General features: G+C 53.4%; 15 protein-coding genes. 13 read left to right on the top strand and 2 right to left on the bottom strand.

The features are described from left to right. Positions 1 to 70: 70 nt before the first annotated feature. Positions 71 to 826 carry an alpha/beta fold hydrolase gene (locus D6029_RS07985; RefSeq protein WP_120064265.1) on the top strand — a complete coding sequence of 252 codons (756 nt, stop codon included), beginning with the start codon at positions 71 to 73 and terminating at the stop codon, positions 824 to 826. A gap of 72 nt (positions 827 to 898) precedes the next feature. Next, positions 899 to 1132, top strand: coding sequence for a DUF2526 family protein (locus D6029_RS07980; RefSeq protein WP_120064264.1), 234 nt, complete (start codon positions 899 to 901; stop codon positions 1130 to 1132). Between the two features lie 41 nt (positions 1133 to 1173). Here D6029_RS07980 and D6029_RS07975 read toward each other — a convergent pair whose 3' ends face one another. Then, positions 1174 to 1503, bottom strand: coding sequence for a ribosomal maturation YjgA family protein (locus tag D6029_RS07975; RefSeq protein WP_167455984.1), 330 nt, complete (start codon positions 1501 to 1503; stop codon positions 1174 to 1176). A gap of 304 nt (positions 1504 to 1807) precedes the next feature. Here D6029_RS07975 and D6029_RS07970 point away from each other — a divergent pair, with 304 nt between their 5' ends. The 11 genes from D6029_RS07970 (at position 1808) to D6029_RS07915 (ending at position 19385) form a co-directional block, all read left to right on the top strand. Next, complete coding sequence (locus D6029_RS07970) at positions 1808 to 4783, top strand: autotransporter family protein (protein WP_120064262.1); 2976 nt, start codon at positions 1808 to 1810, stop codon at positions 4781 to 4783. Positions 4784 to 4952: 169 nt separating this feature from the next. Continuing rightward, positions 4953 to 6749 carry an allophanate hydrolase gene (gene atzF, locus D6029_RS07965; RefSeq protein ID WP_120064261.1) on the top strand — a complete coding sequence of 599 codons (1797 nt, stop codon included), beginning with the start codon at positions 4953 to 4955 and terminating at the stop codon, positions 6747 to 6749. A gap of 10 nt (positions 6750 to 6759) precedes the next feature. Continuing rightward, positions 6760 to 10380: an urea carboxylase gene (gene uca, locus D6029_RS07960; RefSeq protein ID WP_120064260.1), complete on the top strand. Its 3621-nt coding sequence runs from the start codon at positions 6760 to 6762 to the stop codon at positions 10378 to 10380. Between the two features lie 163 nt (positions 10381 to 10543). After that, positions 10544 to 11227, top strand: coding sequence for a GntR family transcriptional regulator (locus D6029_RS07955; protein ID WP_120064259.1), 684 nt, complete (start codon positions 10544 to 10546; stop codon positions 11225 to 11227). Positions 11228 to 11248: 21 nt separating this feature from the next. Continuing rightward, complete coding sequence (gene urtA, locus D6029_RS07950) at positions 11249 to 12520, top strand: urea ABC transporter substrate-binding protein (RefSeq protein ID WP_120064258.1); 1272 nt, start codon at positions 11249 to 11251, stop codon at positions 12518 to 12520. A 118-nt stretch (positions 12521 to 12638) separates the two neighbouring features. After that, complete coding sequence (gene urtB, locus D6029_RS07945; RefSeq protein ID WP_120064257.1) at positions 12639 to 14129, top strand: urea ABC transporter permease subunit UrtB; 1491 nt, start codon at positions 12639 to 12641, stop codon at positions 14127 to 14129. Then, a complete protein-coding gene (gene urtC, locus D6029_RS07940; protein ID WP_120064256.1) occupies positions 14129 to 15202 on the top strand; it encodes an urea ABC transporter permease subunit UrtC in 1074 nt (357 codons plus the stop codon). Before urtB ends, urtC begins: the two co-directional genes overlap by 1 nt. After that, positions 15202 to 15999, top strand: coding sequence for an urea ABC transporter ATP-binding protein UrtD (gene urtD / locus D6029_RS07935; RefSeq protein WP_120064270.1), 798 nt, complete (start codon positions 15202 to 15204; stop codon positions 15997 to 15999). The genes urtC and urtD overlap by 1 nt, the downstream gene beginning before the upstream one ends. A 106-nt stretch (positions 16000 to 16105) precedes the next feature. Then, on the top strand, positions 16106 to 16804 hold the full coding sequence (gene urtE / locus D6029_RS07930) for an urea ABC transporter ATP-binding subunit UrtE (RefSeq protein WP_120064255.1): 699 nt from the start codon (positions 16106 to 16108) through the stop codon (positions 16802 to 16804). Between the two features lie 118 nt (positions 16805 to 16922). After that, positions 16923 to 17726 carry a hypothetical protein gene (locus D6029_RS07925; protein ID WP_120064254.1) on the top strand — a complete coding sequence of 268 codons (804 nt, stop codon included), beginning with the start codon at positions 16923 to 16925 and terminating at the stop codon, positions 17724 to 17726. A 489-nt stretch (positions 17727 to 18215) separates the two neighbouring features. Further along, positions 18216 to 19385 (top strand): GNAT family N-acetyltransferase, encoded by a 1170-nt coding sequence (locus D6029_RS07915; protein ID WP_208642674.1) that lies wholly within the window; start codon positions 18216 to 18218, stop codon positions 19383 to 19385. Positions 19386 to 19462: 77 nt separating this feature from the next. Here D6029_RS07915 and D6029_RS07910 read toward each other — a convergent pair whose 3' ends face one another. Continuing rightward, positions 19463 to 20662, bottom strand: a complete 1200-nt coding sequence (locus tag D6029_RS07910; protein ID WP_120064251.1) for an MFS transporter — start codon at positions 20660 to 20662, stop codon at positions 19463 to 19465. Positions 20663 to 20743: the final 81 nt, after the last annotated feature.

Raw genomic sequence — 20743 nt, 5'->3', positions numbered from 1 at the left:
GGCATAACAGTATCTACAAAAGTGAAGCTGGCTGCGGCCAGCTTTTTAATATCTTCAAAGGAGTGGTGATATGCGGTCGTTTTTCTCAACTCAATCCAACTGCCGTTTGCGCTGGCAGGATTTGCCGGGAACCGGTACGCCTTTAGTTTTTATTCATGGCCTCGGATGTGCGTCGTCATATGAATATCCGCGAGTCGTTGCGGATAAGAATTTTGCCGGGAGAAGAGCAATTCTTATCGACCTTCCGGGTTACGGATACAGTGAGAAACCAGAAGATTTTAGCTACTCAATTACAGCGCAAGCCTCAGTGGTTGCCGAACTTATGGCCCATCTCGAACTGGATACATTTTTCCTTTATGGCCACAGCATGGGCGGCAGTATCGCGATTGAAGCTGCACAGAAATTGACTGATGGATTATGCGGCCTGGTCGTTTCGGAGCCAAATTTCCACCCTGGCGGTGGCTTCTTTAGCAAACAAATTTGTAGCGAGAGTGAAGCGGATTACGTCGCAGAACTGCACCATTCGATCATTCAGAGCGAAAACGGCCCCTGGGCGGGAAGTTTATCAGCGGCTGCAGCGTGGGCTGTCTGGCGCGGCGCGAATAGCTTGATAAACGGCAATGACTGGATGGATATTTTCGCGCAGTTGGATAAGCCAAAGACGCTGCTCTTTGGTGAACAATCGTTACCCGATCAAGACTTCACGCAAGTAAAAAGCCTGAACATTAAAACCGAAGTATTACCAGACTGTGGGCATTCTATGTCATGGGAAAATCCTTCGGCATTAGCGGGGGCGTTAGCGGCGTTTTGTATCAATAATGAGTAGGCGAACCTGCTTCAGTTGCACCATAACGCATGAAAAGGTTAGGGTATCTGCACAAATATTAAGGAGAAAACTATGGCACATCTGGAAGACGTCATTGCGCGCGTAGACGCAGCAATCACTGAAAATGTTATTGAGCACATGAATGAGTTGCTAATTGTATTGAGTGACGACACCGATTTAAGCCGCGAAGAACGTTACGAACAGCAACAGCGTTTACGTAATGCCATTGCGCAAAAAGGGCATCATCACAAAGCGGAAGTTGAACAACGCCGTGAAGATTTGACCAAAGGCGGCACTATTATTTAATCATTTCTCCCGCCAATGAGGCGGGAAATCCTTCTGTTAGTTTAACTCTGCCTGCATGGCGCAACAGTATTAGCAATAAAAGGTATGGACACACTGATACAGAAGCCGACGAAGTAGGCGAACAAATCAAGCCAGTCAAAGTAATTACCAACCAGAATTCTTAATGTTCTATTCTCAATCCCAAGAACGTCGACTACGTGGTAATACTGAGCAATCTCAATGGAAAAACTGAAAATTAGTACGCAAATACCGACTTTCCATGGCGTTTTCAGGAAACAAACCTGAAGCAGCGAGAACAGCAAAACCACAACAGTGACATCACTTAAAAAACCTCGCCAGAACCAGCCCCGAGCGCAAAATCCGATCAGCATGATTGCTACCATACTTGCGACAAAGACTAAAAAATATCGACTTCTCATACTAATACCCATAACAGAGTCCGTTGGCTATTCAGAAACAATCCCTCATTTAGCATGTTGAGTTGTGCCATTGAATGTATTGATTAATGCCACCGATTCTAATCGCACTCGATATAATTAAACACCGCGGTTCGCTTTATTCCTGCTGTTTGAGAATTTACGTGCCAATCATTTCCCGCCAATGAGGCGGGAAATTCTTCTGTATTTCCAAAGCCCATCTACACTTTGAAATAACTCGCTGCATTAGGGCTTTCTAATGGCAGGTCAATATTTCAAAGTGCCGCAGCCACTTATAACTGCCTCGATTTGCGTTGTGTTGCTGGCTCTGGATTCTGAAACCAGTTTTGCCGCCTGCGACAATTTCACTCCGGCCAGCGGCGAGCAAACCACGTGCAGCGCCGATCCTACTCCCGTCACGCAACCTATCGTTGCACAAACTAACAGCTCCCAGGTATCCGTTCTGGTGGAATCAGGCGCGACGCTGACGATAAGCAACAACAATGGCGCGCTCATCTATACCGACAGCAGCGCGCAAAACCTCGGCACGATCAACATCTCTGGCGACACTTTTGATGCGCTTTCTTCCCGTGGCGATGGTAATCAGCAAACCAACTTCGGCACCATCGTGACCACGGGTTTTCAATCTGAGGGTTTGTTCTCCGAAGGCAATGCCAACCAGCTCACCAATAGCGCGTCCGGTGTGATTAACACCAGCGGCGCTAACGCCTCGGGAATCGCCAATACCTCCGGCAACAGTGCCAGCAATAACACGCTCATCAACAACGGCACAATTGCCACCACGGGTGATGGAGCCGATGGCATTTACGCGCAAAGTGGGGGGAATACGCTCACCAATAACGGCGCCATTAATACCCTCGGCGCTACGGCGCATGGGCTTGAAGCCAACGGTGACAACAATACGCTGATCAACAACAACACGATTACCACGCAGGGTGTCGGTGCCAACGGCATCAATAATGTGGGGGCGACATTCGGCGGTACGGCGACCAATAACGGCACCATCACCACGGCTTCACTTAACGCTAACGGCGCTTATTTTGGTAGCCCCGGTATCTTTACCAATTCATCAACGGGCGTGATAAATGCCGCCAGCGCTTATGGCGCTTATCTTTCGGCGGGTGGCACGGTCAATAACCTGGGGAGCATTACCACAGGACGCAGTGCGGTCGCCAACGATTATGGCGCGACCATTATCAACAACTCCGGCAGCCTCACATCCGGCAGTGGCTATTACGGCATCTGGCTGGAAAACTCGCCGGGAGACGTGGTGAACAACAGCGGAAATATTACTGGCGGCAACGGAATCGCCGTGCTGTTTACCGCAGGCAATGACCAGTTTATCTGGCATGACTCGGGTGTGGTTCAAGGCTCGGTGCTAATGAATGCGGGGGAAGACAGCGCGATTTTGCGCAACCTGACCAGTGCGCAACTGAGCGACAGTAATGTGCTGGATGGCGGTTTAGGCAACGACAGCCTGCAACTTGATAACACCGCTGCGCGCAATGCAGGCCGTTTTTTGAATTTTGAAACGGTGAATCTCAACAACGGCGCGGCGCTCACGCTCGACACACCATTAATTCTGGGCGACAGCGCATCGGGAACGGGCGCGATTAACATTGATGCCAGCAGCCAGTTGCTGGCAGGCGAGCAAAGCAACGCGCAAATTAACCCTGCGGTCGCCGGGAACCGGGTTACGGTGAATAACGCGGGCGTGATTGATCTAACCAACGGCGGCACGTCAACGGCAGACAACCTGACCATCAACGGGAATTATATCGGGCAAAACGGCGTGATTCGCCTGCAAACCGTGTTGGGCGATGACAGTTCGCCCTCCGACAAAGTGACGATTTCCGGGGGCCAGGCCAGCGGCAGTACGCAGTTGCAGGTGGTGAATGTTTCCGGCCCCGGCGCGGCGGTTCTGGCGAATGGCATCTTGCTGATTGATACCGTGAATGGCGCAACCACCACCGCAAATGCTTTCGCACTTTCTGGCGGGCAGGTCAGCGCTGGCGCTTATGAATATCGCCTGTTCCGAGGTGGTGTGGCAGCTGGCACGGAGAATAACTGGTTCTTGCGTAACTCGCTGATCGTCGTTCCGCCTACAGAGCCTGAAACGCCAACGGAACCGACGCCGCCGATTGACGTTGATCCTGGTGTGCCGACGAATCCGGGAACGCCAGCAGAGCCGAGTGAGCCTGTCACCCCTCCAGTCGAACCTGGCGTTCCACCTACAGTGCCACCAGCCACACCGGAACAGCCAGCCAAAGTCATTCCTCTGTATCGCGAAGAAGTCGCGCTTTACAGCGCCCTGACGCCGCTGGCGTTTAACATCGGCCTGACGCAAATCTCAACCTTCCACGAACGGCAGGGCGAGCAAAGTTTTCTAAACGGCAACGGTCATTCCAACGGTAGCTGGGGGCGAATTTTCGGCTCGCATACCGACCAACACTGGCGCGGCGATGTTTCCCCGTCATTTGAGGGCAACGTCGGCGGCGTGCAGCTTGGGCAAGATTTCTACGCCAGCGAGAGCGATCATTTCGGGCTGTTCTTTGGCTTCACGCGGCTCGACGGCGACGTGCGCGGTTTTGTTGAAGGCGAGCAAAACCGAGCGGCGGGTTCCACGACGCTCAACGGTTACAGCCTCGGCGCGTACTGGACACACCTCTGGCAAAATCAGGCGTATATCGACGCGGTACTGATGAACACCTGGCTTTCCGGCTCGCAAGAATCCGAACGCAACATGAATGCGGATATCGACGGCAATCTGCGTTCGGCCTCGATTGAAAGCGGTTTTCCATTACTGACGTTCGATAACATCACTCTGGAACACCAGGCGCAATTCATTGTGCAAAACCTCTCGCTGGATAACAGCCACGACGCCGTGTCGTCTATCCGTTACAACGACGAAACGAGTTACACCGGGCGAATCGGGCTACGGCTTCAGGGCAATTACGGCTCGGGTGCGCAAAAAATCCTGCCGTGGATCAACGTCAATTATTGGCAGGGTGCGAACCATACCGCGCAGCTCTATTTGGGGGATGACAGCGTGAACACCGCCATCGGCAGCAAAGCGCTACAGGTGGGGGCGGGAATATCGGCCAACCTTAATTCAGCCACTTCGCTGTATCTGGCGGTTAACCAAACCAGCGATTTAGATTCAGAACATCGCCGGGATTATTCCGGTAATTTTGGTGTGAGAGTGAATTGGTAATTGCACCATGCGAGTTAAATAATAATAAATAACGCGCCACAACGGTGCGGTAATAATATAAGTAAATATTATTACCGCGCGCTAACTCTTTACAAAACATCACGTTAAATATTTGGCATGCTAAATGCTTTATTCATCCCATCTTGTATACCAGATGGGATTCCAGTTTATGTCAGTAGCAACTTTATCGGAATGGATAGCAAGTTATCGCCAGCAACCGCAACAGCTTGTGGCGGCATATCAGCAATTAGACGCGGATTTATCCCGTGAGGATAACGCCTGGATATATATCGCCACGCCTGACGAAATCTATGCACAATTAACCACAATTTTTCAGGCGATTAATTCTGGCAAAAAACAAGCTGACAGTTTTCCTTTATTAGGCGTTCCATTTGCGGTTAAAGATAATATTGATGTTGCCGGAATGCCTACCAGCGCCGCATGCCCTGCATTTACTTACACACCCCAAAAAGATGCCACGGTCATTGCCCGCTTAAAAGCGGCGGGGGCGATTGTGGTGGGCAAAACTAACCTCGACCAGTTTGCCACCGGGCTGGTTGGCACGCGTTCCCCATTTGGTGCAGTCAAAAACACCTTTAAACCGGAATATGTCAGCGGCGGTTCCAGTTCGGGTTCCGCATCGGTTGTGGCTCGCGGACTGGTATGTTTCGCACTCGGCACCGACACCGCTGGCTCCGGGCGCGTACCGGCGGGTTTCAACAATATCGTCGGCCTGAAACCGACCAAAGGCTGGATTTCCACCGCTGGCGTAGTGCCTGCGTGTCGCCTGAATGACTGCGTTTCGGTGTTTGCATTAACCGTGGAAGATGCCGAAATCGTCGCCGCCGTCGCGGGTGGTTACGATCCGCAAGATCCGTACTCCCGAAAAAACCCACAAACCGCACCGGCACGTTTTAGTGAAAAGCCGCGTTTTGCCATTCCCGACAAACTGGAATTTTTTGGCGACCAACACAGCGAAGCGGCGTTTGCCAAAACGCTGGCACGCCTTGAGCATCAGGGCGCGGAGCTGGTGCCGATTGATTTCACCGCCTTTAACCAACTTGCCGAACAGCTTTATTACGGCGCATGGGTGGCGGAGCGCACGGTCGCCGTGGGGGATATTTTCAAAAATCAGCCTGAAGCCATGGACTCCACCGTGCGCGGTATTGTGGCAAACGGCCTGAACTACACCGCCTGCGATGCCTGGCAGGCGGAATATACCCGCGCAGAACTGGCGCAGAAAATTAACGCCCAACTCAGCGAATTTGACGCGCTGGTGGTGCCAACTTCGCCAACCATTCATACCCTCGATGAAATGGCGCAGGAGCCGGTGCGATACAACTCGCAGTTTGGCACTTACACCAACTTCACTAACCTGGCCGATCTCTGCGCGTTGGCGTTGCCGGGGGATTTCCGCGCCGATGGTTTGCCTGCGGGTATCACGCTGATTGCTCCCGCATGGCATGACCAGGCGCTGAGTCACTTCGGTAAAAGCTGGCATCAGGCGCTGAACCTGCCGTTGGGTGCCACGGATAAAACGCTTTTTGCGAGCCATGCCGCAACTCTTTCACCAAATCACGTGCGAGTTGCGGTCGTGGGCGCACATCTGCGCGGAATGCCACTCAACCACCAGCTCACCACGCGCAGCGCGGTGTTTATCGAAGAATCACGCACCGCTGCCAATTACCGCCTTTACGCGCTTGCCAACACTCAACCGCCAAAACCAGGCCTTGCCAAAAGCGATGCCGGGCAGCCGATTGTCGTGGAACTTTGGGATATCCCACTGGCGCGCTTCGGCGAATTTGTCGCAGAAATCCCCGCACCGCTGGGGATTGGCACCTTGACACTTGAAGACGGCAGGAACGTGAAAGGGTTTATTTGCGAACCCGCAGCACTAAACGACGCCACGGATATTACCGCGTGGGGCGGCTGGAAAGCCTGGCTTGCCCGTCACCACAACGCCTGAGGAGATGACCATGTTTAGCTCAGTATTGATAGCCAACCGCGGTGAAATTGCCGTTCGCGCCATTAAGACATTGAAAAAAATGGGCATCGCCAGCGTGGCGGTGTACTCCGAACCCGACGCCAATGCGCAACATGTGAAAGATGCCGATGTGGCGATTGCGATGGGCGGCGAGAAAGCGGCGGAAAGTTATCTGGATATCGAGAAAATCATTGCTGCGGCTAAACAAAGCGGCGCACAGGCGATTTTCCCCGGCTACGGATTTTTATCCGAACGGGCTGAATTTGCGCAGGCGTGTGATGAAAATGGGCTGGTGTTTATCGGCCCGACAGCTGAACAAATCCGCGATTTTGGCCTGAAACACTGCGCCCGCGAACTGGCGTTTAAAGCCGATGTGCCGATGACGCCGGGAACCGGCTTGCTGTTAACGCTAAAAGAAGCGCAACTGGCCGCCGCAGAAATTGGTTATCCGGTGATGCTGAAAACCACCGCAGGCGGCGGGGGGATTGGCCTGACGCGTTGTGAAGATGAAACAGAACTAAGCGACGCCTGGGCGAGCGTTAAACGCATGGGCCAGCAGTTTTTCAGCGACGATGGCGTGTTTATCGAACGTTTTGTCGACCGCGCCCGTCATCTTGAAGTGCAGATTTTTGGCGATGGCAAAGGCAAAGTGGTGGCACTGGGCGAACGTGATTGTTCTCTACAACGCCGCAACCAGAAAGTGGTGGAAGAAACGCCCGCGCCAAATTTACCGCAGGCGACCCGCGAAGCGATTCACGCCGCCGCCGTCGCACTTGGCGAGTCAGTTAATTACCGCAGCGCGGGCACCGTGGAATTTATCTACGACGCCGCTCGTGATGCGTTTTACTTCCTCGAAGTGAATACTCGTTTGCAGGTTGAGCATCCGGTGACGGAAATGGTCACTGGGCTGGATCTGATTGAATGCATGATCAACGTCGCCGCCGGCGTCACGCTTGACTGGCAGCGCATGGCGCAAGCGCCAAAAGGTGCGTCTATCGAGGTGCGAATTTACGCCGAAGACGCGCTGAAAAACTTCCAGCCAAGCCCTGGCGTGCTGACCGACGTTTATTTCCCGCAAGATGTGCGTGTTGACGGTTGGGTCAGCACCGGCAGCGAAGTCAGCGCGTTCTACGATCCGATGATCGCCAAAGTGATCGTTTACGGTGAAGATCGTCAGCAGGCGTTAAGTAAACTGAACACGGCGCTGGCCGCCACGCGTTTGCACGGCATTGCCACCAACCTCGATTACCTGCGCCAAATCGTACAACTGGCTGAATTTAAAGCCGGAATGATGTGGACGCGCCTGCTCGACAGCGTAGTTTACCAGGCTCACGCCATTGAAGTGCTGGAACCCGGCACCTGGAGCAGCGTGCAGGACAGCCCTGGCCGCCTTGGTTACTGGGATATCGGCGTGCCACCGTCCGGGCCGATGGACGATTTTGCGTTCCGTCTCGCCAATCGCATTGTGGGCAATCATCCTTCTGCGGCAGGGCTCGAATTTACACTGCAAGGCCCGACGCTGCGTTTCCACAGCGCGGCCACCATCGCATTAACGGGTGCAGATTGCCCGGCAACGCTGGATGACGAAGCCGTTCCATACTGGCAGCCGGTGATCGTCAAAGCGGGGCAGACGCTAAAACTCGGGCGAGCAACGTCCGGTTGCCGCACTTATCTGGCGGTACGCAATGGTATTGATGTGCCGGTGTATCTCGGTAGCCGTTCGACATTTGCTCTCGGGCAATTTGGCGGCCACGCCGGGCGCACGTTGCGCGTGGCCGATGTGTTGGCGATTTCCCAACCGTGCTTGACAGCCTGCACCACACCGGCACCGATTTCACTGCCGCAAACGCCGGAACCGGCGGTCATTCCGCAGTACAGCGATGTCTGGGAAATTGGCGTGTTGTACGGGCCACACGGTGCGCCAGATTTCTTCACGCCAGAATCCATGCAAACCTTCTTTGATGCCGAATGGCAGGTTCACTACAACTCCAACCGCCTCGGCGTACGTTTAGTTGGTCCGAAACCGGAATGGACGCGGGCCGACGGCGGCGAAGCGGGGCTGCATCCTTCCAATGTTCACGACTGCGAATACGCCATTGGTGCGGTGAATTTTACCGGTGATTTCCCGGTGATTTTGACCCGCGACGGCCCAAGCCTTGGCGGCTTTGTTTGCCCGGTGACAATCGCCAAAGCTGAATTATGGAAAGTCGGGCAGGTGAAACCGGGCGACCTTATTCGCTTCCACGCCATCACCTTTGAACATGCGCAATCGCTGGAAATCGCTCAGGATGTGGCGGTCACTAATCTGCTGCATGTGCTGAATTTGCCAGACATACATCCGTCCATTACGCCAACCACCACCTCAAGTGCGGCAATCCTCGCAGAATTGCCACAGCAAGATGAGCTACCCGCGGTGGTTTACCGCCAGGCGGGTGATAACTACGTGCTGATTGAATACGGCGACAACGTGCTGGATTTGGCGCTGCGCCTGCGCATTTACCTGCTGATGAAAGCCATCAAACAGGCGGGCGTTTCCGGCATTGAAGAGCTTTCGCCGGGCGTGCGTTCGCTACAGGTGCGCTACGACAGCCAGCATATTTCGCAGTCGCAGTTGCTGACGTTGCTGCTCGGCCTCGAAAAGCAACTCGGCGATGTGACGAAACTGAAAATTCCTTCACGCATTGTGCATCTGCCGATGGCCTTTGAAGACAGCGCCACGCTTGCCGCCGTCGAGCGTTACAAAGAAACCGTGCGTGCCGATGCGCCGTGGCTGCCCAATAACGTTGATTTCATTCAGCGCACCAATGGCCTGGCACACCGCGACGAAGTGAAACAGATCCTGTTCGACGCCAGCTATTTGATTCTCGGCCTGGGAGATGTGTACCTCGGCGCTCCTTGCGCGGTTCCCCTCGACCCGCGCCATCGCTTACTTAGCTCGAAATACAACCCGGCCAGAACCTGGACGGCGGAAGGCACCGTCGGTATTGGCGGCATGTATATGTGCATCTACGGCATGGATTCACCGGGCGGATACCAACTGGTCGGGCGCACGCTGCCTATCTGGAACAAATTCCTTAAAAACGAGCAGTTTGGCGATGAGCCGTGGCTGTTGAAGTTCTTCGACCAGGTGCGTTTCTACCCGGTTTCCGAAGATGAGCTGACTGAATTCCGCACTGCATTCCGCGAAGGGCGCGCGCAGGTTCGTATCGAAGAGGTGGAGTTTGATTTTGCGGCATATACCGCATTCCTGACTGACAACGCTGAAGATATCGATGATTTCCGCACCCGCCAGCAGTCGGCTTTCGAACGCGAAGTGGCGAACTGGAAGGAACAGGAAACCGCCGCCGTGGCGAGTGCGATGTCTGCTGAACAAGAAGTGGAAGAAGACCAGGAAGGGCATTTAGTCAGCGCGGATTTGAACGGCAATATCTGGAAGATCCTCGTTGAACCGGGGCAGAGCGTGAAACAAGGCGAGCCGCTGATTGTGGTGGAAGCCATGAAGATGGAGCTGATGGTTGCCGCGCCGTGTGATGGCACGGTGATCCGCATCAGTTGCCAGCAAGGCCGCCCGGTGGGGCCGGGAGATGCGCTGTTGTGGCTGGATGCGGTGTGATAAGCCCTCATCCCAACCTTCTCCCCCAGGAGAAGGAGCAAACCGGACGATCCCCTCTCCCCCAGGAGAAGGAGCAAACCGGACGATCCCCTCTCCCTCAGGAGAAGGAGCAAACGGGGCAATCCCCTCTCCTGGGGGAGAGGGCCAGGGTGAGGGCGCTCCAATGCCAATGAAAAAACCAGCAGGCATCGCTGAACGCATCTACCGCCAGCTAAAACAGGAAATCTTTGATTTCCAGTTACTACCCGGCGACCGCTTTAGCGAAAACGACATCGCGCTGCGCATGGCGGCTAGCCGCACTCCGGTGCGCCAGGCGTTGTATGCCCTTGAACAGGAAGGCTATGTCGAAGTACAGCCGCGAAGCGGTTGGCAGATAAAAGCGGTGGATTTCGATTATCTCGAATCACTCTACGACCTGCGCATTGTGCTGGAGCTTGAAGCGGTAAAACGGCTGTGTGCGTTGCCTGCCGAAGTGCGCCCGCTGCCGTTGCAGGCGTTGAAGCAGTTCTGGATTGATGCGCCGCAGTTGCCCGACGGCGGGGAAGTCGCCAGCCACGATGAGGTTTTCCATATGACGCTGGTCGAAGCGGCGGGAAACCCAGAAATGGCGCGGGTTCACCGTGATATCACCGAAAAAATTCGTATTGTGCGGCGGCTGGATTTCACCCAGCGCCCGCGCGTAAGTGCCACTTATCTCGAGCATGGGCAGATTTTGCTCGCCATTTTGAACCATCAAACTCAGGAGGCGCAAAGCCGCTTACACGACCATATTGCCGCAAGTCAGAAAGAGGTTCGTCAGATTACTCTCCACATGCTTCATCAAGCGAAACATGGGGTTATTCGTTAATACACTTTGGGAGTGAAGACTATGCACCGTCGTACATTTGTTAAAGCTTTTGCGCTTTCTGCGTCCGTTATCAGCATGGGTCTGGCGTTTAGCGCTCAGGCTGCCGACACCATCAAAGTGGGGATTATGCACTCGCTGTCCGGCACGATGGCGATTTCTGAAACGCCGCTTAAAGACGTGGCGCTGATGACTATCGCGGACATCAACGCCAAAGGTGGTGTGCTGGGTAAACAGCTCGAACCGGTGGTCGTCGATCCGGCGTCTAACTGGCCGTTGTTCGCTGAAAAAGCGCGCCAGTTGCTGAGCCAGGACAAAGCGGCGGTGGTGTTTGGTTGCTGGACATCGGTATCGCGCAAATCTGTGTTGCCGGTGTTTGAGGAGCTGAACGGGCTGCTGTTCTACCCAGTGCAATATGAAGGCGAAGAGATGTCGCCAAACGTGTTCTACACCGGTGCAGCCCCGAACCAGCAGGCGATCCCGGCGGTGGAATACCTGATGAGCGAAGATGGCGGGGCGGCGAAACGCTACTTCCTGCTGGGCACGGATTACGTTTATCCGCGCACTACCAACAAAATCCTGCGCGCATTCCTGCACTCAAAAGGCGTGCAGGATAAAGATATCGAAGAGGTTTATACCCCGTTTGGTTACAGCGATTACCAGACCATTGTGGCCAATATTAAGAAGTTCTCCGCTGGCGGCAAAACCGCGGTGATCTCCACCATCAACGGCGATTCCAACGTGCCGTTCTACAAAGAGCTGGCAAACCAGGGTCTGAAAGCGACTGACGTTCCGGTGGTCGCGTTCTCGGTGGGTGAAGAGGAACTGCGCGGCATTGACACCAAACCGTTGGTCGGCAACCTGGCGGCGTGGAACTACTTCGAGTCCGTGGATAACCCAACTAACAAAGCGTTTGTTGCCGAGTGGAAGGCTTACGCCAAAGCCCACAAATTGCCGAACGCCGACACCGTTGTGACTAACGACCCGATGGAAGCGACGTATGTCGGCATTCATATGTGGGCGCAGGCGGTGGAAAAAGCCGGAACCACGGATGTGGACAAAGTACGCGCGGCGATGGCCGGGCAAACCTTTAAAGCGCCGTCTGGCTTTACGCTGACCATGGACGCCACCAACCACCATCTGCATAAGCCGGTGATGATTGGTGAAATCGAAGGCAACGGCCAGTTCAACGTGGTGTGGCAAACCGAAGGCCCGGTGCGCGCCCAGCCGTGGAGCCCGTTTATCACCGGCAACGACAAGAAGTCTGACGAGCCGGTGAAAATGGCGAGCAACTAGCGAGTTTTCTCCCTCTCCAGGGGGAGAGGGCCGGGGTGAGGGCGTCCGTCGCTAATCCCCCTCACCCTAACCCTCTCCCTCAAGGGAGAGGGGATCGACCGAGTTCAAGGAGACGCCCATGAAATATGTACGCTGGCTGTTAATCATGGCCTGGCTGCTGCCGTGTTTCGCCCGTGCCGGAGATGCCGAGGATTTTGCGGCGGCCAATCGCACGCAACAAGCGAAACTGCTGCAAAACTGGGCGGCGGCACCGGACGCTAAACGTTTGCCGTTACTTACCGCTTTAGGGCAAGAAAACCTGGTGGTTGGCGATAAAAAAGTCCGTCTGACTAACCGGTTACGCGTTCTGGTCGGGAGCGCGCTCGCCAGTCATCAACTGGTGAGTGACAACGTCACGCAACGTTTGCAGGCGGCTAAAACGTTGCAGCGCGAGGCGCAGCCAGACCAGCTTCCATTGCTGGAACAAAGACTTAAAGTCGAGACTGACGAAGACGTTCGCACCGCTCTTGAAGGCGCAATTGCTCAACTTCAGCTCGCCAGCCCGGATGCCAAAGTTCGCCTGAACGCCGTGGAACTGTTGAGCCATTCCGCCGCGCCGGAAACGCAGGCGTTGCTTAAACCGCTGACCGATCCACAAACCGAATCTGACCCGCAGATGCGCAAAGCCGCAAGCGAAGGGTTGCACAAAATCCAGCACCGTTTATGGCTGGGGGACATTCTCGGCCAGGCGTTTATGGGGATTTCGTTGGGTTCTATTTTGCTGTTAGCCGCGCTGGGGCTGGCGATCACCTACGGCTTGCTCGGCGTAATTAACATGGCACATGGCGAAATGCTGATGCTCGGCGCGTATTCCGCGTGGCTGGTGCAAAGCGCCTTTCAGCAATATGCGCCGCAATGGCTGACGATTTACCCGATTGTCGCGCTGCCGGTGGCGTTCGCCATTACCGCCGGGATCGGCATGGCGCTGGAGCGCACGGTGATTCGCCATTTATATGGTCGCCCGCTCGAAACACTGCTCGCAACCTGGGGTATCAGCCTGATGCTGATTCAAATTGTGCGCATGGTGTTTGGCGCACAGAACATGGAAGTGGCGAATCCGGCGTGGCTTTCAGGTGGCGTTCAAGTGTTGCCAAACCTGATTCTGCCGTGGAACCGCCTGGTGGTGATTGGTTTTGTGATGTTGGTTTTGCTGTTTACCTGGCTGCTGCTGAACAAAACGCGATTAGGCATGAATGTGCGAGCTGTGACGCAAAACCGTGCGATGGCGGCCTGTTGCGGCGTGCCAACCGGGCGCGTGGATATGCTGGCGTTTGGCCTGGGTTCGGGCATCGCGGGTTTGGGTGGCGTGGCGCTTTCGCAACTGGGTAACGTCGGGCCGGAACTGGGGCAAGGCTACATCATCGATTCATTCTTAGTGGTGGTGCTCGGTGGCGTCGGACAACTGGCAGGCACCGTTGCTGCGGCATTTGGGCTGGGGATTTTCAACAAAATACTCGAGCCGCAAATTGGCGCGGTACTGGGCAAAATCCTCATCCTCGTGCTGATTATTTTGTTTATCCAAAAACGCCCGCAAGGCCTGTTCGCCCTGAAAGGGAGGGTTATTGACTGATGAGCCAGCCGCTGACGTTAACGTTAACCCGTAAAGCGCCGCGCATTTCTATGGCGCTGGGTTCGCTGCTTGTGGTGTTGATGCTGACACTGCCATTTTTGACGCTTTTGCCCGCCAGCCATCCGCTGAGCCTTTCCACTTACACGCTCACGCTGGTCGGCAAAATCCTGTGTTACGCGACGGTTGCCGTGGCGCTGGATTTGGTGTGGGGCTATGCGGGTTTGCTGTCGCTCGGCCATGGGATTTTCTTCGCCCTCGGCGGTTACGCGATGGGCATGTATCTGATGCGCCAGGCCGCTGGTGACGGGCTTCCTGCGTTTATGTCGTTTCTTTCCTGGGATGAACTGCCGTGGTTCTGGTGGGGAACGCAGCACTTTGCCTGGGCGCTGGCGCTGATTGTGCTGGTGCCGGGGTTACTGGCGCTGGTGTTTGGCTTCTTTGCCTTCCGCTCAAAAATCAAAGGCGTGTACTTTTCGATTATGACCCAGGCGCTGACCTACGCGGGTATGTTGCTGTTTTTCCGCAATGAAACGGGGTTTGGCGGCAACAACGGCTTCACCGGATTTACCACCATTTTAGGGATGCCAATTACCGCAACCGGCACGCGCATCGCGCTGTTTATCGCCACGGTTTTACTGCTGCTGGCGAGTCTGGGAATCGGTTTTGCATTAGCACGTAGCAAATTTGGCCGCGTGCTAACGGCGGTGCGTGATGCGGAAAACCGCCTGGTGTTCTGCGGCTATGACCCGAAAGGTTTCAAACTGCTGGTGTGGACGCTTTCCGCCGTGTTGTGCGGGCTGGCGGGGGCGTTGTATGTGCCACAAGTCGGCATTATTAACCCCGGCGAAATGTCGCCGACTAACTCCATCGAAGCCGCCATTTGGGTAGCACTCGGCGGGCGTGGGACGCTGATCGGCCCGATCCTCGGCGCGGGTTTAGTCAACGGCGCGAAAAGCTATTTCACCATGGCGGTGCCGGAATACTGGCAACTGTTCCTCGGCCTGATTTTCATCGTCGTGACGCTATTTTTACCGCGCGGCGTGATTGGCCTGCTGCGTAAGGGAGAGAAATGATGCAACCTGGTGAACCGCTATTTACCCGTCAGCACGAAGCCGACCGTTTTCGCGACCAGACCGACCCGGTGCTGATGCTGGAAAATATCAACGTCAGTTTTGATGGTTTCAAAGCGCTGACAGATTTGTCGCTCAATATCGGTGTGGGCGAGCTGCGCTGCGTGATTGGCCCAAACGGTGCCGGGAAAACCACGCTAATGGACGTGATTACCGGCAAAACTAAACCGCAAAGCGGTAGGGCGTTTTATGATCAATCCACGGATTTAATGCGCTTAGAGCCGGCGGATATCGCTAAATGCGGCATTGGTCGCAAGTTCCAGAAACCAACGGTGTTTGAAGCGCTGACAGTATTTGAAAACCTGGAAATTGCGCAGAAAGCGGATAAATCGGTGTGGGCGAGTTTGCGGGCGAAGCTTAATTCCGAACAGCGCGACCGTATTGACGAAATGCTCACGACTTTGCGCTTAGGCGCGGAGCGCAACCGTAAGGCCGGGCTGCTGTCCCACGGGCAAAAGCAGTTTCTGGAAATCGGCATGTTGCTGGTGCAGGAACCGCATTTGCTGTTGCTCGATGAACCCGCCGCAGGCATGACCGACGCCGAAACCGAATACACCGCCGAGCTGTTTCGTGGGCTGGCGGGCAAGCATTCGTTGATGGTGGTGGAGCACGATATGGGCTTTGTGGAAACCATCGCCGACCATGTGACGGTACTGCATCAGGGGCAAGTGCTGGCGGAAGGGTCGCTGCGTGAAGTGCAGGCCAACGAGCAGGTGATTGAAGTGTATTTGGGGCGATAAAAGGATGGGGGATATTACGCCCTCACCCTAACCCTCTCCCCCTGGAGAGGGGATCGTATGGTTTTCTCCTTCTCCCTCAGGGAGAAGGTTGGGATGAGGGTGGTTTATGCTACAAGTCAACGAGTTAAACCAATATTACGGCGGCAGCCATATTCTGCGCGGCGTCTCGTTTGAAGCCAAAATCGGCGAAGTCACCTGCTTGCTCGGGCGTAATGGCGTAGGCAAAAGCACACTGCTGAAATGCTTGATGGGGCTGATTCCGGCGAAATCTGGTTCCATAAACTGGCAGCAAAACAACATTACGGCGCGTAAACCGCATCAACGTGTACAGGCAGGGATTGCCTATGTGCCGCAAGGGCGCGAGATTTTCCCGCGTCTGACGGTAGAAGAAAACTTGCTGATGGGGCTTTCGCGCTTTGCCGGGCGCGATGCTAAACAGGTGCCAGAAGAAATTTATCAGCTCTTTCCGGTACTAAAAGAGATGAAGCAGCGGCGTGGCGGTGACCTTTCCGGCGGGCAACAGCAACAACTGGCGATTGGCCGCGCGTTGGCCTGCAAGCCGCAGCTATTAATTCTCGATGAACCGACCGAAGGCATTCAGCCCTCAGTGATTAAGGAGATCGGTCAGGTTATTAGCAGCCTCGCCGCCAAAGGAGATATGGCGATTTTGCTGGTTGAACAGTTTTATGATTTCGCGGCGGAACTTGCCGATAATTATTTAGTGATGTCGCGCGGCTCAATTATTCAGCGTGGCGCGGGGGGAGATATGGAAACGGATGGGGTCAGGGGGCTGGTGGCGATTTAGACACATTCTCTTAAGATAATTAATCCCGGAAGTTAATTTTAATGAAGGATAAATGTTCTCTCTGAATTAATATCGTCCCGATATTTTATTGGGATTAATATTAACAGGGAGAAATATTTTGAAGGAATTCATTCACGAAATAAATGGTAAGGGGTATACCTTTACAACCGAAGCGAATAAAACTTATCTGACATTCAAAGCAAAGAGTCGCCCCGCAGCAGAGAACCATGTCGAAACTTGTACCATTCCCGGCTGTAAGATCATTACCCGAAGCAATGGCGATATTCTGTTTGCGCTAACCCTAAAGAAAGGGACTGACGAGAAGTTTGAAATTCTTACTGCACAAGAGCTTTATGACAATTATGCCTGGCAGTGGTTTGAACCCCTGGCTGATAACTATCATGAGTTGATTTATTTGAACGATGCTCCTGAAACTTATCCGGCTTATAGGCATTTTAGCTGGCAGGATATCGTAGATTTTTCTTCAATTGATCGTTTGTCAGCTTCGTATTACCAATACATGCCTGGAGACTGGAAATCTAGTGCAGAAGGTGGTGATGGATACTTAATGGTTATGATCAATGGGGTTCCATATTGGACAGATGCAGTTGGGCAGATTCCTTTTGCGGTAGATACCTATAGGTCAAATCGAGACATTAAATATGTTGTTCGCACAGGGATAAAGTGGGCTGGGGGATCGGTAAGCAGCGTCTCTGATGTCAGCAATTGTTATGATAATTTTTTTGTGCTGAGAGGGGCTTTATTTGCAAGTAAAAAATACAGTTACTATTTCTCAACTTCCGCTGGAAACTACTCTAACACGCAAGTCAATGAAGTAATTAATGATATCGATAGCAATAGTATTTCACAACCCATTACAGAATCTGAATTGATGACTTATGGGGAGTGGAATGAAAAATAAAAGATTGCTATTTCTTATTAAAATTAGCGCTGCTACGTTTGCTGTGTTTATTATGATAGTTATTCACGACTGTGGGCGCTATTTTTATACTCAAAATTACAAGTCAGTAAGCCATGGGGTGACACTTGGGTTTGTTGCTTTCTATATTTTATATATTATGACGCCATCCTTATTTATTATGAGTGTTGTCACAAAGTGGTTGTTTCTGGTTATATATTTTGCTGTTTCAATTTTACTCATTTTTTTATGGTATGCCGGGAATCCATTGAGAGTATCTCTAATGTTGCTGTCTTACACTGTAGCCTCCATATGTTTGTTTTTTACGACCCGTTATCTGGACAAAAAAACCATCAAGGTTGTAAAACACAAGTAGCCCTGAATCATGGCCTACCAAATCACAAAAATTATGGTCCTTTTTGTTATGCCATAACTTGTTTATATTCAGGTAACTTATCGTTATTGCGCCCGTGGAGGCCTGAATTGACTGGCATGACAAATGAATATCAGCAACCTGTGGGCAACTCTCTTTGCGAATGGAAAACATGCCCTCGCCCGGAGCGGATTACGCTGGAAGGGCGCTATTGCCGCCTTGAGCCTTTATCTCGTATTCACACCGCTGATTTATGGGCGGCGTGGAGTACCGCGAAAGATGACCGAGGGTGGACGTATCTGAGCGTTGGCCCGTTCCGTGAGCAGCAGCAATTCGCGGAGTTTATCGAAGGCGCGACGCAGAGCAACGACCCGCTGCATTATGCGGTTGTCGATTCCCAAAGTGGCAGCGCAGTTGGCACACTGTCGCTGATGCGCATCGACCCGGCGAACGGCGTGGTGGAGGTCGGTTTTGTGATGTATACGCCGCTGTTACAGCGCACCGTACAGGCCTCCGAAGCCCATTTTCTGCTGATGAAATATGCTTTTGAGCTGGGATATCGCCGTTACGAGTGGAAGTGCGACAGTCTAAACGGCCCGTCGCGCCATGCGGCAATACGCCTTGGTTTCCGTTATGAAGGGCTGTTCCGCCAGGCGGTGGTGTATAAACAGCGCACGCGCGATACCGCGTGGTTCTCAATTATTGATAGCGAATGGCCAGAGATTAAACAGGCATTTGAAATATGGCTCTCGGATGAGAATATGCCGGGCGGCGTGCAGACTCAGGGATTAGCGCAGATCCGAGCAAGTCTAAAAATCCCTCGACCAACAGCGAGTAGAACGGTGGTAAACGTCAGGCCACTAGATGCCAGCGATCATGCTGCATGGCTGCCGTTATGGCAGGGTTATTTAACGTTCTACAATTCGCAACTGAGCGAAGAAATCAGCGAGCTCACCTGGCAACGAATGCTGGATGCGTCTGAGCCAATGTTTGCCCTGGGCGCGTTCGATGAGCAGGGGAAAATGCTCGGGTTCAGCCACATAATTTACCACCGTGGCACCTGGTCGGCAGAGGATCATTGTTATCTGGAGGATCTGTTTACCGCGCCAGAATCACGCGGAAAAGGCGTGGGGCGGGCGCTGATTGAAGGTGTTTACCAGCATGCGCAGGCGAAAGGCTGCGGGCGCGTGTACTGGCATACTCATGAAACCAATGCGGCGGGCCAGGCGTTATACGACAAAATGGCGGATAAGCCTGGGTTTATTCAGTACCGGAAATTTCTGAAGTAGTTCTATCGGATGACGCTTCGTTTATCCGACCTACGATTCGGTTTGTAGTCTGGATAAACGCTAGCGTCATGCACCATTTAATTCAAAGCCAACTGCGATTTCACCGCCATCCCTTTCACAACCATCCAGTACGCCAGCATAATCGCCACCATCAGTGCGACAAATAATATTGATGGTGGGAACCATGTCAGCATCAGGCCGGTGAATAGCGGGTTACACGCACCACCTAACCAGCCGAGCTGCTGGGCAGAAAAGTAGCTCGCTTTCAGTCCCGCCGGGGCGATGTTATCCACCAGCATGTATTCGCCCGGTGCGAAGATAAGTTCTCCGATGGTGAACACCGCCGCAGAAATCCCCCACAGCAGCAGGTTATCGCCCGAAACCATAAAGCCCGCCAGCCCTGCCATAAAGAATAACGTGCCGTAGGCCATCAGCTTTTTGATATTGTCCGGGCGAATGCTTTTGCCGACCATATACTGAAAAACCACTACCACAAACGCATTCACGGGCAACACGACGCCGACGACTTTTTGCGCCAGATCCGAGTCTGAAACTGCGATCGCATATTGGGATAAACAAGCGGCAAAAGACCCAAACACCAGCGATCCGAGGAAAGACGAGAAGGTGAAATACATCAACGCCTTATCTTTAAGCATTTGAACCGGCGAGAGTCTGACGCTACTTTCCTGCGTTTCGCTCACCGGCACGCTGTGCACGTAACGGCTAATCACAATAAACGGAATGATCGCGGTTAAGCCGGATAACCAGAACGGTAAGTTGGTGCTGTAAAGCACCGCCAGCGTGCCAATCGGTGGGCCGACCGTCCAGCCGATATTGGCGAAGGTGTAATTGAGCGAGAAGATTTTCGGTTTCTGGTGAATTTCCAGCACATCGGAAAAATAGCCTTTCAACACCGTGGCAAAGACCGAGTAAGCGCAGTTTATCAACGAGTAAAACACCACGACCAACACGGCACTATTCACCAGCGGAATGGCAACGAACCCGCCGAGGAAAATAATGATCGACAGCAGCATGTACATCTTTTTGTCGAATTTATCGGCCAGTATCCCAAACCACAGGCTAAACACGACTCCCGCTGTCAGGGCGATAGTCAGCGCCATACCGATTTCTTGTAGCGGCATGGCGTACTGCTCGGAGAGATAAATAGTCATGAACGGCAGTGTTAAACCGCGCCCGACTGTGAGAAGCAGAGAAGAGAGCAGTAAAACGCTGATGGAAAGTTGCTTGCCAGAAAAACGTCTTGTCAGGGAAACCATTTTATCGTTTTTTTAGAATGAATTTGTTTGGGGGGATCAGATTTATCATGAAGGATCAACAAAGTATAGGTTGTGCTTATG

It is taken from the genome of Buttiauxella izardii (assembly GCF_003601925.1).
Lineage (GTDB): Bacteria > Pseudomonadota > Gammaproteobacteria > Enterobacterales > Enterobacteriaceae > Buttiauxella > Buttiauxella izardii.
The sequence above is the reverse complement of the archived record's forward strand: the minus strand, read 5'-3'. Positions and strand labels throughout refer to the sequence as shown.